Here is a 15,263-nt window from a genome sequence, read left to right as displayed (position 1 = left end):
GTGATTATTATTATCTATTTGAAATATTTATATATATTTATTTTTCAACCCGTTTGGCATTCCATTTGCTATGAGGGGTTTAACAAAAGGCACTGACCTGCCGGTTAAAGTTAAAACACTTTGCAAGGAGGAAGTCCAAATGAAAGCAAAAAAGGAAATCCTGACGGACTGTACGCTGTGTTACCATAGTTGCGGCATCAAGGTCGCCGTAGAAGATGGAAAAGCAGTTGCCGTAAAAGGGCTGGCATCACACCCGATCAATAAGGGGGAACTGTGTCCAAAGGGCGAGCGCCTTCTGGACAGCATTTATCACCCCCAGCGCATCAAATATCCCATGAAAAAAGTGAATGGAAAATTTGAGCGCATTTCATGGGAAACCGCCCTGGATGAGATTTCCAAAAAACTTTCAGACTTGAAAGAAGAATTCGGCCCTCAGATGCTGGGCATGTTTTCCGGCTCAATCGGCGTGGAAAACATGGAGATTGCCGGCTTGACCCAGCGCTTCAAAACTGCTTTCGGATCGCCCAACTTCTTTTCCGTGGAAAGTGTATGTTACCGGATGCGCATCCGAACCCGCCAGATCACATTCGGCAAATACCCCACTGAAGAGCTGGATTCCAATCTGTATATCCTCTGGGGACACAACCCGGATGCATCGGATCTGCCGCTAAAAATGGCCATTGAAAAAAATCTGAAAAAAGGCGCCAAAGTGGTGGTCATCGATCCCAAAAAGATCCCCATGTCCAAAAATGCAGACATGTATCTTCCCATTCGCCCCGGATCCGACGGCGCCCTGGCCCTGGCGCTGATCCATGTGATCATCAAAGAAAAACTGTATGACCAGGCCTTTATCGACAAATACACCCAAGGCTTTGAAAAGCTGGCTGCCCATATCGAGCCTTTCACACCACAATGGGCCCAGAAGATCACCTGGGTGCCCGAAGACGAGATTCGAAAACTGGCACGACTGTTTGCCGCCACAAAGGGTGCCGCCATCTACCAGGGAACCTGCACCCAGGATCAGACGGCCAACGGCACCCAGAACAGCCGGGCATTTTCCATTCTCCAGGCCATTACCGGGAATATCAATGTGCCCGGCGGCTGGGTGATCAGTCCCAGACCTTATTTAGGCAATGTGGGCTTGTCTGGAGACGGTGATCCGTTGGGCACGGATCAATACCCGCTGTTCATCACCTTGTGGGGCCGGAAAAGCCCTTACGGCGTTGTGACCATGGTTCCTGAAAATATCCCGGATCTGTTGAAAAGCTTTATCGTGGTGGGCGGCAACCCCCTGGTGTCAATGCCGGACAGCAATGCGTTCAGAAAGGCTTTCAGAAAACTGGATCTTCTGGTGGTCCATGATATGTTCATGACCGATACGGCAAAAGAAGCCCATTATGTTCTGCCGGCCTGCTCCCACCTGGAAAAATATGGTGTGGCGTATAATTATAATGTGTGCCACTGTATTCCCTATCTGATGCTGCGCAAAAAGTGCATTGAACCTTACGAGGAAAGCTGGTCTGAATGGAAACTGTTCACGGAGCTGGCCAAACGATTAGGACTGGAAGAGTACTTTCCCTGGGCATCGGAAGCGGAACTGGTTTCCTTTGAACTGGGCCGAACCGGGTTTTCCTTTGATTACCTGTTAAATGAGAAACCCGAAGGGGATTATTACCAGCAAAAGTCCTACACGATCCCGGACGGCACGTTTAAAACGCCGTCCAACAAGATTGAAATTTACAGTGATGCCATGGCCCAGGCAGGATTTGATCCCCTGCCCACATACCTGGAGCCGGCCAAGAGCCCCCTGTCACGACGATACAAAGATGCCAAAAAATATCCCCTGATCCTGGGGACCGGCAACCGTAGCTATTATTACACCCATTCCCAGCACCGCAATATTGATGCGCTAAATGAAAAGGACCCGCATCCCCTGGCGGAACTGAGCCACAAAACCGCCAATGCCTTCGGGATCAGACAGGGAGATGATGTCCGCGTTTCCACGGATCGGGGAGCCGTGTTCATGAAAGCCCGTGTGGCGGACTGCATCGCCGACGGCATCGTGTTTGTCCCCCATGGTTGGTCTGGAAAAGCCAATGCCAATCTGTTAACCGACGCCAAATGCAGGGAGCCTATCCTGGGATACCCGGACCTGAAGTCGCTGATGTGTGCGATAGAAAGCGTGTAAATGATGGGTAAAAAAGAACTGACCAAGAAACTGAAAGATTGACGTAATCGGCACATCAATTGGGGCTTTTTCTGCACCATCTAATTATTACGGGTCCTGGGATAAATCTCACGACCACAGATAACGACATCTAACATTTTTTTGGAGGACAAAGCGATGGAAGTCATTCAAACCGATTGTGGCCTATGTATCAACTGTTGCGGTATCAATGCATATGTTGAAGACGGCAAGCTGGTCAAAGTGGAGGGCATTGAAGATCATTGGCTCAACAAAGGCGCCATTTGTCCCAAGGGCGCCCGGGTACCCGAGTACGTCTATTCCGCCAACCGCGTCAAGACCCCGCTGAAAAAGGTCGACGGCAAATTCCAGGCTGTCTCCTGGGATCAGGCCTTGCAGGAAATCGGCGACAAGCTGCTGGAACTCAAGGACAAATACGGCGCCAAAACCCTGGCTACCTATACCGGTTCCGTCGGTGTGGAACACTTTGAAATGGCCGCTTTCAACCAGCGCTTCCGCGGTGCCTACGGCAGCCCCAACTTCTTCAACGCTGAAGGCAACTGCTTCCGCTCCCGCATCCTGGCCCGCCAGATCACCTTTGGCCGCTATCCGGTTGAAGAACCGGCCAACGCCGATTGTATCATCCTCTGGGGCCGCAACCCGGATGAAAGTTACTTTCCCATGGGCCGCATCATTCGTGATGCCGTCAAAGCCGGCGCATCCCTGATCACCATCGATGTGCGTCGTATTCCCATCTCCAATAACGGTATTTTCCTGCAGCCGCGCCCGGGCACGGACGCTGCCATCGGCCAGGCCATGATCCACGTGATCATCAAGGAAGGGCTGTATGACAAAGAGTTTGTCGAAAAATACTGCCATGGGTTTGACAAACTGGCCGAATCCGTCACCGCATGCACACCCGAATGGGCCGCCAAGGTCACCGGTGTGGGCGCTGCGGAAATCCGCATGATCTCCCGCATGTTCGCCAATGCCAAAGCCGGCTGCATCGTCGAAGGCGTGGGCGGCATGAACCAGGGAACCAATGGTCTGCAGAACCACCGGCTTTACTCGATCCTGCAAGCCATCACCGGCAATGTCGAACGTCCTGGCGGTTGGGTCACCTGCCCCATGGTTCGCCTGGCCGACATGCGCCTGCCCGATAACATCGAAGGCAATGCCCTGGGTTATGATGAATTTCCCGTATTCCATCAGTTCGGCAAAAATCCGCCCCCTTACGGGTCCTCATCTTTGATGTGCGATACCATGATCACGGGCAACCCCTACCCGATCAAGGCCTTCATCTGCTCGGGCGGCAACCCGGCCGTGACCTTTGCCGATACCAAACGCTTCAACGCCGCCATGAAGAACCAGGACCTGATCGTGGTCATGGATCCCATGATGACCGAAACCGCCAATATGGCCGACTACGTTCTGCCCGCCTGCACCTGCTTTGAAGAGACCGGTATCGGTGGATTCCCCTACGGCATTTCCTATTGCGAGCCTTGGATCATGCTGCGCAAAGCCGTGATCGAGCCGCTGTATGAAAGCAAGTCGATCTGGTGGATCTGGAGCGAGTTGGCCCGCAAGATGGGATACGGCGAATACTTCCCGTGGAACTCGGACGAGGAAGTGGCCGAGCATTTCTTCTCCACCTCCGGCATCACCATGCAGCAGTTGAAAGACAATCCCGAAGGCCTCTACTTCGGCAAAAAGACCTACGGCCTCCACGAGAAAAAAGGATTCTTCACGGCCAGCAAAAAGGTCGAGCTCTACTCGGACCGCATGGCCGAGCTGGGCGCCGATCCCATCCCTGTGCATGTCGAGCCCGAACAGAGCAAGGTCAGCAATCCGGAAATCGTCAAGGAATACCCGGAAGTGCTCAACACCGGCGCCCGCACCGTCGAATACATCGATGCCCAGATGCGCGATACCACCCTGCGGGTGATCCGCCCCGAACCCGAGGCGGAAATCAACACGGCCACCGCCGACAAGTACAATATTTTCAATGGTGAAATGATCGGTATCGAAACCCCACGCGGCAGCATCAAGATGCGCGCCAAGGTTACCCCGGACATTCTGCCCGGCGTGGTTTCCGTCCCCCATGGCTGGGCCGATGCCAACTGCAACGTCCTTCTGGATGCGGAACTCTTAGACCCGGTCTCCGGTTACATCACCATGCGCGGTGTGGCCTGCCGGTTGGTGAAACTATCTTAAAAGATTGCCACGTTAGAGATTGATTATAGTTTCGATTCGTTACCCCTCATCCCCATGCTCTGCGCATACCCATCAACTTAACGGGTTCCCAAGCTCCGCTTGGGAACCCATATCAAGTTCAAGTGAATAGCGGAACGTGCTCCCACACTTCAGCATGGGAGTGAGATGGAAAACCCTTGGCGTAATATCTTCGTGGTCGTTATCGTTGTCGTCGTCGTAATCGTCATTTCCTTTTCTCGATTACGATTACGACAACCGCTTCGCTGACCACGACAACGACCGCGACTTGGGATTGCGTTGTCCCTTGTCAGCATTGTAAATTGGGTTGAGGTACGAAACCCAACAGATTTATCGGTTGTCGGGTATCGCTGCGCTCGACCCGACCTACGATCTTACCGCTTAGGTTGACGGGGATGCGCTCTGCGTGGGAACGAGAGGCAAAATGGGACCAGCCCTTTTTAATCGTCCCTCAATTTGAGGTGGGCGAAGTTAGAACCAAACCCGCAAATTACTTTCCGGAAGCTACTAATTCAGAACCCAACTAAATGAAATTAATTAGGATTTTACCAGCCTTTTCTGCCTTTTCCAATTCTTCAATCTCCACTATAAGCTGATATTTAGCCCATTTGGCCTGAGCATAAGCAGCGTCCGGCCCCATTGTATTGATCTTTGCGGTGATAAGCTTACGGGCAAGCTTGTATCTATGGCTTCCTTTTCGGAAACTGCCGTCTTCACATAGGATCGCCATTATATGTGCCATGGCCTGGAATTTGTTCATTAGGGGCCTCGTGGCTTTGTTTTTCTGGATAATTCATTTTGAGCACATAGTTGGCGTCGCTGTCAAATTTGTTCCGAGTGACGTTGACATACCGTAGAAATGGTTGGAACAAAATCGTTCAACTCCAATAGATTGACATAAATAAAAAGCGGGCTTGAGGCTGAGAGGCGCTCATGAACGACTCCGGACTTTATTTACATAGCAATTAGTAAAATAAAGGTTATTGTTACAGATTGATGATAACACCCAAAATGATCCGGTAGCAGCAAATATCAATCGACGACAATAGATTGATGTTTGGCCTGCTATAGTATATTATTTGCCGCACCAACCGATCTGGACGTTCCAATTTTCAGGAGAGTATCCAATGCAAAAATACATAAAAAGACTTTCTACCCCTTTTCCATTTTTAATCCTGGTATTCTGTTTTCAAATTTCATACGCATTTGCCGACATCATCATCGATAATGGTGATGCTGAAACGTCTTATACCGGAACCTGGCGTGTCTCCGGGGGGGTGGATGCTTGGGACCCCGACGATTCAAGCGCGGTCTCCCTCTACAGCCGGGACGGCGCCACCTACACCTGGACATTTACACCAACCGATTCAGGCGATCATGACATCTCGATGTGGTGGACCAATTATTCATCGCGTAGCGATTCCATACCGGTCACCATTCGCCATGCGGACGGAACTGACACCGTTTCCATTAACCAACAGGTCAATGGCGGCGCATGGAACTTGTTGGGCACCTACGCCTTCATTGCCGGCACACCCTATTCCATCACCATCACGTCCCAACCCAGACCATCCAGTACCTGTGCCGATGCGGTAAAAATAAGCTATGCTGACAGTCAGGGAAACCTGGCCCCCGTTGCCGTCATCGACTCGGTTGCGCCGAATCCCGCCCTGGCGAGTGACCTTGTAACCTTCACCGGTCATGGAGACGATCCAGATGGATCCATTGCAGGATTCAGCTGGGAATCTGACATCGATGGCCACCTGAGTGATCTCGCGAGCTTTACGACGACGATGCCGTTATCCTTGGGAACCCACACCATTTCGCTCATCGTTTACGACAATGAAGGCCTAACATCGGCGGCTGCCAGCCAACAATTAATTGTACAAGAATCCACAACCGAATGGGTCATTGACAATGGTGATCCGGAAACATCCTACACAGGGACCTGGCGCGTCTCAGGAGGCACGGCCCCATGGGATCCAGCCGATTCAAATGCAGTTTCCCTTTATAGCCGAGACGGATCAACATACACATACCAATTCACACCCGTTGTTACTGGTACGTTTCAAGTCTCCATGTGGTGGACAACCTGGTCTTCGCGCAGTGAGAACATTCCAGTGACCATAGACCATTCCGGTGGCACAGATACCGTTTTCGTCAATCAGCAGGTTGGCTCCGCCATGTGGAATGAACTGGGTGAATATCCTTTTTCCGCTGGTGACACGTATGCCGTAACCATTACCTCTCAACCTGCCCCCTCGAGCACCTGCGCCGATGCAGTAAAATTTGTCTACACTGGTGATGCCATCAACCTGCCGCCTGTTGCGACCATCGATGCGATTACGCCACCGGCGGCTGTACCGGGAACAGCGATGACCTTCATGGGGACCGGAATCGATAATGAGGGCAGTATAACGGCGTACAAATGGGAATCGGATCTCGATGGTACAATCAGCGACCAAGAGTCATTCAGGACCACCGGTCTGCAGGAGGGTATTCATACCATTTTTTTTAGCGTTCAGGATGATCAAGGCGTCTGGTCGGATAGTGACACGGCACTGATTACCGTCAGGGATTGTGATCGACCTGTGGCCATCATGCCGCTGGGAGATTCGATTACCCTCGGTTATGGTGAAGCACTGAACCCAGATCTGATGACCGGTTACCGGTCTCCACTGCATCAAGCACTGGTGGCGGACGGATTCAATATTGATTTTGTCGGTAACCGATCTGACGGCCTTTTAGTGGTGCCAGCCTATGATATAGACCACCAAGGTATCGGCGGCATATCCGCCAATTCTGTGGCTGATAATGTGTACAATTGGCTGATGGCCACACCACCTGAGGTCGTTCTTTTGCATATCGGAACCAACAACTTCACAACGGACCCCTCTGCTGTGGAGGAAATCCTGAATGAAATAGATCGATACGAAACCAATTCCGGGAATGCCGTTGCCGTTATTTTGGCAAGGATTATCAATCGTCAGCCATTTCATGCGGACACCACGATTTTTAACAACAATGTACAAGCCATGGTCCAATCAAGAATTGCCGCAGGCGATAAGATTATCATCGTAGATCAGGAAAGTGTACTGAACTACGACACTGAAATGGCTGATCAGTTGCATCCAAACAATCAGGGATATGTAAAAATGGCTGGGCCGTGGATGGATGAACTGCCTGCACTGGTGCCGGAATGTTCTGAATTTACACCCTTTATTTTCACCACACCGGTTGAAACCCTTGCAACGGGCGTTGAGTATGCCTATTCTGTGGCGGCGCTTGGTAAGCCCGCCCCTGTTTTCAGTCTCATATCCGCACCGGACGGCATGACAATCAATGAAGTTTCCGGTGAAATAAGTTGGGTACCCGATTCGCAGCAGACAGGGGAAAGTTTTGCTGTAACCGTCCGGGCAAGCAATATCCACGGTTCTGATGACCAGCATTTCACCATCAGTGTTACCGAAGAGACCATCATTATCGATAACGGTGATCCGGAAACCACATTCACTGGGACATGGAGCACTTCCGGCGGCTCGAATCCCTGGGACCCGGCCGATCCAAACGCGGTTTCATTGTATAGCAGAGACGGAACCACCTATACATGGACATTTACACCATCCACATCCGGGTCTTACCAACTTTCTATGTGGTGGACCGAATGGTCATCCAGGAGTAATAGTGTTCCCGTTACCATCCAGCATGACCAAGGTGTAACCACCACAAGTATTAACCAGCAAACGGGAGGCGGCATGTGGAATGTGATTGATACCTTCGCATTCACCGCAGGGCAAAGCTATGACGTCACGATTACGTCACAACCCGGGCCGTCAAGTACCTGCGCCGACGCCGTAAAATTCGTAAGGTATTGAATTTTCTATTGTCGCGTTGTCACGATAAAGGAACCCCTCTGATAGCGGGTATAGATATCCTAATTTGCTGCATTGCTGGTGGGCATTTGTTTGAAGGTGGCACTGGAAATGGTTGGTCAACGCGTCATTGCACGGCGCGCCTGCATCCACCGGACCTGAACGGCCACACCAAATGCCACCAGCAGCACATAGGAAAGGACGGTCCAGGGTAAATACCCACTGATACTGTCGACGATCAGGCTGGCACCGATCATCGCCGAAAAAAAAATCAGAACCCAGTCAAAAAACATATACAAGGCCACCGCCCCGCCAATCCCGAAGGCAAAGCTGATCAGCATCACTGCATTGGCGGTGGCCACGGGCAATACATGCAGGGCAAGCGTGACCCCGGCCAGAAATCCACCCACAACAATGGACATTTTCTGAAAAATAAGGGACAGCAGCGCACCGATGACCCCGCAGATGGAGCCCACAACCCATAACCCCCAAAAGGGCTGCGGACCAAAAAGCATGGGGGCGGCCTGCAGCCCGGCGGCAAAACCAGCCACACCGACAAACAACCAAAACAGCCGCCTTCCCATGAACATCAAAACCAGCCCCAATACTGGCAGCAACCAATGCGTCATCCTTCAGTCTCCGTACAATCAACAACCTGGGCCTTGTCTCAACGATACACAAGCAAATAGACGTCAACAAAATTCTCACACACATTCAAAATCAAGGCGTGCGAATTCCGCCAAGCAATGCGGCGGCACAAAAATAAACCACATTCATGAGGGATGCGCATCCTCCAACCATCGGGCACACAAAGCCGGCCAGTTTGACGTTATTCACCTTGACAATTGTCATATATGCCACTTCAAAACCCATCAGGCAAGGGCTATCCTTTGGCTCAACTGGGCTTGATCAATACCACCAATCCGATCTCAGGCAAGATTGTCAACAATGACGTTGTGTTTAAGGAGGTATATCCAAATCACCGACGGCCAGGTGAGTCTATGTACAAACCGATCGGGGGCAGGCCCGTATGCACGCCCATGTGGACGATCGGATTGCCAACGCCGTTAGCGGGCCTTAGACGGATTTACCAAACAGGCTCTTAAGCTGCGGCGTCTGCCTGGCCCCGAAAGACGTGACTGTTGAAATGGGGTTTGAGAATTGTTACTGTGCCGCATTGATTCAATTTGCTGAAATCTAAACCAAGGACTTTTTTTCAATGTCACATATCAATAATCCCATGGAAATCTATAAACTGTTGAACGGTTCTAACTGTAGAGAATGTAATGAAAAAACCTGCCTTGCATTTGCAGTGGCCGTGTTTAAGGAGAAAAAACCGATCCATGCGTGTCCTTATTTGGATAAAGCGGTCGTTGACCGGTATGGGGGGGAAATTGAAAAGCCCAATACCATTGACGAATATAAAGCAGAAGCCATTGAACGACTAAAACAAAAGATATCCTTGATTGATCTTTCCGAAGCGGCGAAGCGACTGGGAGCCCAGTTTTCAAACAATAAACTGACCATAAAAATTTTGGGTAAGGATTTCAGTGTTGATACCAAGGGCAATATATCATCTGAAATTCATATCAATGCATACATGGCCGTGCCGGTATTGAACTATATTTTGAACGGCTCGGGAAAATCTCCCAGCGGGAATTGGATCACATTCCGGGAGTTGAATGGTGGGCCTTCCCGATATGCGCATTTTCAACAATGTTGTGAAAAGCCATTAACACGGGTTGCCGATTCCTATACGGATCTTTTTAAAGACATGCTGGAAATTTTCGATGGCAAACAAATTGTCAGTCACATTGATTCAGATGTTTCAATTGTTTTATATCCGTTGCCGCTTCTGCCGATCATGGTTTGCTACTGGGAACCGGAAGATGGTCTGGAGTCCAGTCTTCACATCTATTTTGATTCCGCATCTGATGATAATCTTGACATTGAATCCATCTATACACTGAATGAAGGCCTGGTTATGATGTTTAAAAAGATCGCCTTGCGGCATGGTGCTTAATTACAATGCCGCAGTGTGCGCCGCAATAAATCGGGCCACAACACCGGCATGCGTCATGGGCAAAAGGTGACCGGCATCGGGAATGATGGTCGCCCCCCGGGAAGGGGGAAGAATGACCCTGTCCCTTGCGCCGTGGATATGGTGGACACGGCAGCGATGTCCATCCATCCCGCGCCAATGGAAAATCGCCTGGCCCATGGCCTTCATAAAATCACCGTCCGCTTTTTCAAACATGGAAAGAAACAGGTTGTCGCCGTTGCGGTTGATCTTGCCGGCAAGCCACTGCAGCTGGGCGACATGCGCCAGATGGGCAAAGCCGCTCAGCCGCATCAGGGCCGGATGAATGGCGCTGCGATGGGTTGTGCTGCCAATCAGAATCACCCGGTCGATATTCAACAGCCTGGCAATCTCAACAGCGACCATTCCGCCCAGCGAAGCGCCACCGACACCCCAACCGGAAGTAATACCGTATTCGTCGATCATCCGCCGGGCAACTGCCGTGAGGGTTGTCTCTCCCTGGTAGGGGGGCCAATCCACGAAATCCACCCCGGACAGGTGGTGGTAAAGCGTTTGGGGATACATGCCGGAATCGGCGCCCATGCCGGGTAATATAATCGTCTTTCTCATTTTAAAACCATCAATTTTCAATTTTGTTCCAAGTCAATACTTCACGCACTTTGTCAGCCAATCCGTGAACAGTGAATGGTTTTTGAATAAAATGGATGCCTTCATCCAAAACGCCTTTGTGAGCGATCACATCGTTCGTGTACCCGGACATGTAAAGCACCCGCAAATCCGGAAATTGGTCGCAAAGGCGGGTAAACAGTTCTTTACCGTTGATATCGGGCATGACCACATCGGTAAGCAAAAGATCAAGTGGTCCGTGATGAGCGTTGAGCATCTCAAGGGCTTCCGATCCATTTTTGGCCACCATCAGATGATACCCCTGGCGTCTGAGAATATCGCCTGCAAGCTCCCGCACCAACGTATTGTCCTCAGCCAGCAGAATCGTTTCCGTTCCTTTCAGATCACGGATCGGTTTTTGGCGGACAATTTTCTCATCCGGAAGCCCCTGGGCCACCGGTAGATAAACCTTGAATGTCGTCCCCTCTCCCGGTTCGCTGTACACCCAGATATTTCCACCATGCTGCTTGACAATCCCGTACACCGTGGCCAGGCCGAGGCCGGTCCCCTGCTCTCCTTTGGTTGAAAAAAAAGGCTCGAAAATCTGGCTCTGCGTATCGGCGTCCATCCCCACCCCCGTGTCACTGACCGCCAGCATGACATAGCGCCCTTCCTGGACACTGGGATGCTCGGTCCGGTAGCTTCCATCCAGCTCAACGTTGGCGGTCTCGATGGTCAGCTTGCCCCCATCGGGCATGGCGTCCTGGGCATTGACACACAGATTCATGATCACCTGCTCGATCTGTCCCACATCGCCGTTGATGGTTTGAATATTATCTGCAGGAGTGATGATCAGTTCGATATCTTCGCGAATGGTTCGTCGCAACAGCTTTTCAAACCGCTCGAGGGCCTGGTTGAGATTCAGCCTTGCATAGGCAAGCGTCTGCCTGCGGCTGAATGCCAGCAAATGCCCGACCAGGTCGCGGGCGCGGTAGCCGGCCTGCACAATCTGTTGCAGGCGTTCGTGTTTTTGCAAGTCGTCCTTGAGGTCTTCCATCAACAACTCGCCATATCCGATGATGGGTGAGAGCATATTGTTCAGGTCATGGGCCACACCGCCGGCCAGACGGCCGATGGACTCAAGTTTTTGAGCCTGATGCATTTGCTTTTCCAGGCCTTCCTTTTCCGCCTCGGCCCGCTGGCGATCACTGATAAAACGCGCCTGCTGCACATTCTGATAGGCAATCGTGGACAACTGATTGGCAATGGTGAAAAGCGCCTTGGCGATCTGTTCAAACCGATCCCGCGACATGGCCGGAACCTCGTAAAACGCCTCAGCCGCATCATCTTCATCGGCACCGATTTCCCGAGCGTATTGACGAATTTTTTGCTCGGACTGGAATTCATCGCGAACCTGGCCGATCAGCCAGTTGGCAAGATGCTGGCCACCAACGGAAATGGCGGCACCAGCGTCCCACAACCCGCCGCTCATGCAAACCTGCACCCTTGGTCCCTCGGATGAAAAGCGGCCAATGGCGGCATCCGACTGATAACAATTGGATCGGCCTTTGTCTGTTTTGCGGATGATGTCTTTACACAACCGGCAGAATCGACTGGGCCTGGTGATGGGCCGACCATTCGGATGGGTAATAATGGATGCCACCCCGGTGGCATGGGCAAACTCGTCCTGAATCTGCTGAATGTCCTTTAGATTGAACAGGTCTTCGAAATTCAGTGGTTCGGTATCCGCCAACGGCAACGTGAGGGCGATAATCCGTTTTTCCAAGGCTTCTTCGCTTCTTTTCAGCGCTGCTTCGGTTTTTTTATGCTCATTGATTTCCTTACGCAGAATATCCCGGGAAACCGTGGTTTCCTTTAAATGGGTCGCCATCGAATTAAAGGTGACAGCCAGTTGTCCCAGTTCATCATGGCTATGCAGGGCAATCTGACAATCAAAATCCCCCCGCGCAATTTCCTGGGCGTTTTTTTGCAGCAGACCGATGGGCTCGATAATGCCGCGGAAACTAAACCGCCATCCAAGCAACGCGGCCAGTAAGAGGGTAAATACAAAGACCGTTGCGAAAAACACCGTCAACGTGGTCAGCTGTTGGTAGGCATCGCTCACCGGCACTTCGACGACCACGCCCCAACCGCTTGGCGGAATCAAGGCGCTGGCGCCAATGACCCGCTTTCCGGCCAATCCGTCGTATTCCCAGACGCCGCTTTTTCTGGCCAGCAAATGGTGCACACTATGAATGTGGCGCAAATCCTGTTTTTGAAGCACCGAGCTGCGATCCTGGGATGCAATCAAGAATCCTTCACTATCAACGATATAGGCATGCCGATCGCGCCCGACGCTGTACCCGGAGATGTAATCCCATATTTTTAGGACGTTCACGTCCACAATCAGTACACCGGTCAGCTGATCGCGCGCATCCGTAATAGGAACGCTGATGGGCACCTGGGGGAATCGGCTATGTTCCGGAACCTGAACACGGCCGATACGAAAGCGGCCCAGCCGGGCCGTTTGAAACGCCTTCTGGTCGGTAACAGTATTCAGCTCGAAAGGCCTGTAGGTGTAGTAACGGGAAACCTTGCTGATCTCCTGCCCGGCTGGATCAACAACGGTAATTTGATCAAACTCAATCACTTGATCCAAAAGCCGGTAACCCGCCGCCCTGATCTCCGCGTTGCGCGACCCACTTAGGTTAAGCGAGTTGGCAAACAGCTTGATCTGACCGAATGTCGTGTTCAGATGAGCGGAAATACTCACCGCCACCCGATTGCACATCTCTTTTTGAATATCATAAACAAACTGCTTTTCACTTTTATAGGCAAACACAAAAAAGATCGTCGCCAACACCAAAAGGGGCAGAAAACCGGAAATCATCACCAACATGATGATTTTGCGTGTGATGCCGCTACGACCCAATTGATTGATGGGGGGTGTCATCGCCTTGTCCCGCTATTGTTATCAGGCCAGACCGGAAACGGCCAGACCACGATGTTGGCTGACAGTTCCAGTGGCCAGACCGTACGGTATTCACCACCTTGCACCTGAACAATAATGCCCCGCCCCAGAATATTCTGCCCTGTTTCAGGATCAAAGCGCACCCCATCCCAAGGCATGATCAACTGCTCACTGGAAAAATCGGTTGCCAGCAGCGCCGTACGAATGGCTTCCGGCGTGAGCACGGCGGCGCGGTTCATTGCGTCGGCCAACACGATCAGGCCGGTGAAGGCCCTGGCTGAATGGCCGGTCATGTCTCTGCCTGTTTTTTCCTTGAATCGGTCGTTGACGGCGTGCACCAAGGGTTTTTTACGCCCGATATCCAGCGCCCAGGCCTCACGACTGAGAATATACTCACAGTCTTTTCCCATTGATTCCATAAAAGAGGTGCTAACAAAACCGGCGTCCATGGCCATGATGGCCACAGGCGTGATCTCTTCTTTTTTATACCCCCGCATGAATGCAATCGCGTCGGCGTCATAGGAAGATTGGAAAATCACCCCCGGCATGCCTGCCTTGACCGCCTTGATCTCTTTTTCAAAATCCGTTTGGGTGGCATCATAAGGGATGTCTCCCACGATCTCATAGTCGTATTTCAGCGCCAGTTTTCTTTGAGCCCGTGACACGCTTGTCCCCCATAATCGATTCTCATAGACCAGGACCAGGCGTTTGGGGATCCGGATCCCCAACTGAGCACTTAAATCTGAAAAAAAAGTAAAAAAGTTCTGAGCGAAAATACTGTCATCCGGGGTCGTGCGAAAAAACCAGTCAAGTCCTCGTTGGGTAAGAATCGGTGCGGTTGAACCGGTGTTGAGAAATGGCGTCTTTAAAATCTCAGCCTGCTCACTGGCCGCTGCGGTGACAACGCTGTTGTAGCATCCCATCAAGGATAGAACATGGTCTTTCTGGATCAACCGCTCAACCTGTTTAGCGGCAATGGACTCGTTATTTTCAGAGTCTTGATAAATGACGTCGATCGTCACACCGCCATGGGTGGTCAGGCCTTTGTCCTGGGCCAAGGGAATCGGCAGATCAACGGACTGGTTGATGATCTGGGTGGCCAGTTCCAAGGCCGCCTTAATATCTTCTCCAGTAGAGGCACTTTCACCACTGAGCGGATAGATCGCGCCAATTTTTACCGTTTTGGGGGGCGGGGCAGTGGATGGGGTCTCCTGGCAACCGATGACGGGCAGCCAGCTTAAACAAATAGTCAACAGGCCGATTATCTCGCTTTTCATCATCGCGGCGAATCCTTAAAGAATGCACTTTGTCACGAATAAACTCAGTTTGGCAAATATTCAGGGATCGGTCAACTAA

At 51.4% G+C, this 15,263-nt stretch carries 10 protein-coding genes; 4 read left to right on the top strand and 6 right to left on the bottom strand.

Translation table 11 applies throughout. The features are described from left to right. Positions 1 to 139: 139 nt before the first annotated feature. Complete coding sequence (locus tag Dvar_RS17895; protein WP_419663067.1) at positions 140 to 2,188, top strand: molybdopterin-containing oxidoreductase family protein; 2,049 nt, start codon at positions 140 to 142, stop codon at positions 2,186 to 2,188. Between the two features lie 156 nt (positions 2,189 to 2,344). Next, a complete protein-coding gene (locus Dvar_RS17890) occupies positions 2,345 to 4,399 on the top strand; it encodes a molybdopterin-containing oxidoreductase family protein (RefSeq protein WP_419662949.1) in 2,055 nt (684 codons plus the stop codon). Between the two features lie 541 nt (positions 4,400 to 4,940). Here Dvar_RS17890 and Dvar_RS17885 read toward each other — a convergent pair. Beyond that, positions 4,941 to 5,177: a hypothetical protein gene (locus Dvar_RS17885; RefSeq protein ID WP_419663065.1), complete on the bottom strand. Its 237-nt coding sequence runs from the start codon at positions 5,175 to 5,177 to the stop codon at positions 4,941 to 4,943. A 367-nt stretch (positions 5,178 to 5,544) separates the two neighbouring features. Between Dvar_RS17885 and Dvar_RS17880 the strand changes: the two genes are divergently transcribed. Continuing rightward, the gene (locus tag Dvar_RS17880; protein ID WP_419663064.1) at positions 5,545 to 8,292 is read left to right on the top strand and encodes an SGNH/GDSL hydrolase family protein; all 2,748 of its coding nucleotides are present in this window, start codon (positions 5,545 to 5,547) and stop codon (positions 8,290 to 8,292) included. A gap of 116 nt (positions 8,293 to 8,408) precedes the next feature. Here the strand turns inward: Dvar_RS17880 and Dvar_RS17875 are convergent, their stop codons facing one another. Together Dvar_RS17875 and Dvar_RS17870 are read right to left on the bottom strand one after the other, a co-directional pair. Further along, positions 8,409 to 8,918, bottom strand: coding sequence for a DUF4203 domain-containing protein (locus Dvar_RS17875; RefSeq protein ID WP_419663062.1), 510 nt, complete (start codon positions 8,916 to 8,918; stop codon positions 8,409 to 8,411). 91 nt (positions 8,919 to 9,009) lie between these two features. Further along, positions 9,010 to 9,162 (bottom strand): hypothetical protein, encoded by a 153-nt coding sequence (locus Dvar_RS17870; RefSeq protein WP_419663061.1) that lies wholly within the window; start codon positions 9,160 to 9,162, stop codon positions 9,010 to 9,012. Positions 9,163 to 9,508: 346 nt separating this feature from the next. On the opposite strand from Dvar_RS17870, the gene Dvar_RS17865 reads away from it, so the two are divergent. Beyond that, positions 9,509 to 10,312 carry a DUF3786 domain-containing protein gene (locus tag Dvar_RS17865; RefSeq protein WP_419663060.1) on the top strand — a complete coding sequence of 268 codons (804 nt, stop codon included), beginning with the start codon at positions 9,509 to 9,511 and terminating at the stop codon, positions 10,310 to 10,312. Here Dvar_RS17865 and Dvar_RS17860 read toward each other — a convergent pair whose 3' ends face one another. Genes Dvar_RS17860 through Dvar_RS17850 form a run of 3 tightly spaced genes read right to left on the bottom strand, consistent with a single transcriptional unit; the run spans position 10,313 to position 15,187 of the window. Then, on the bottom strand, positions 10,313 to 10,939 hold the full coding sequence (locus Dvar_RS17860) for an alpha/beta fold hydrolase (RefSeq protein ID WP_419663058.1): 627 nt from the start codon (positions 10,937 to 10,939) through the stop codon (positions 10,313 to 10,315). Positions 10,940 to 10,949: 10 nt separating this feature from the next. Next, positions 10,950 to 13,889 (bottom strand): PocR ligand-binding domain-containing protein, encoded by a 2,940-nt coding sequence (locus Dvar_RS17855; RefSeq protein ID WP_419663056.1) that lies wholly within the window; start codon positions 13,887 to 13,889, stop codon positions 10,950 to 10,952. Continuing rightward, positions 13,886 to 15,187, bottom strand: a complete 1,302-nt coding sequence (locus Dvar_RS17850; protein ID WP_419663054.1) for an ABC transporter substrate-binding protein — start codon at positions 15,185 to 15,187, stop codon at positions 13,886 to 13,888. The genes Dvar_RS17855 and Dvar_RS17850 overlap by 4 nt, the downstream gene beginning before the upstream one ends. Between the last annotated feature and the right edge of the window lie 76 nt (positions 15,188 to 15,263).

The sequence above is a fragment of the Desulfosarcina variabilis str. Montpellier genome (assembly GCF_048565275.1).
Classification (GTDB): Bacteria; Desulfobacterota; Desulfobacteria; order Desulfobacterales; family Desulfosarcinaceae; genus Desulfosarcina; species Desulfosarcina variabilis.
Note: the sequence above shows the minus strand (reverse complement) of the source record. Positions and strands in the feature narration are given on the sequence as shown.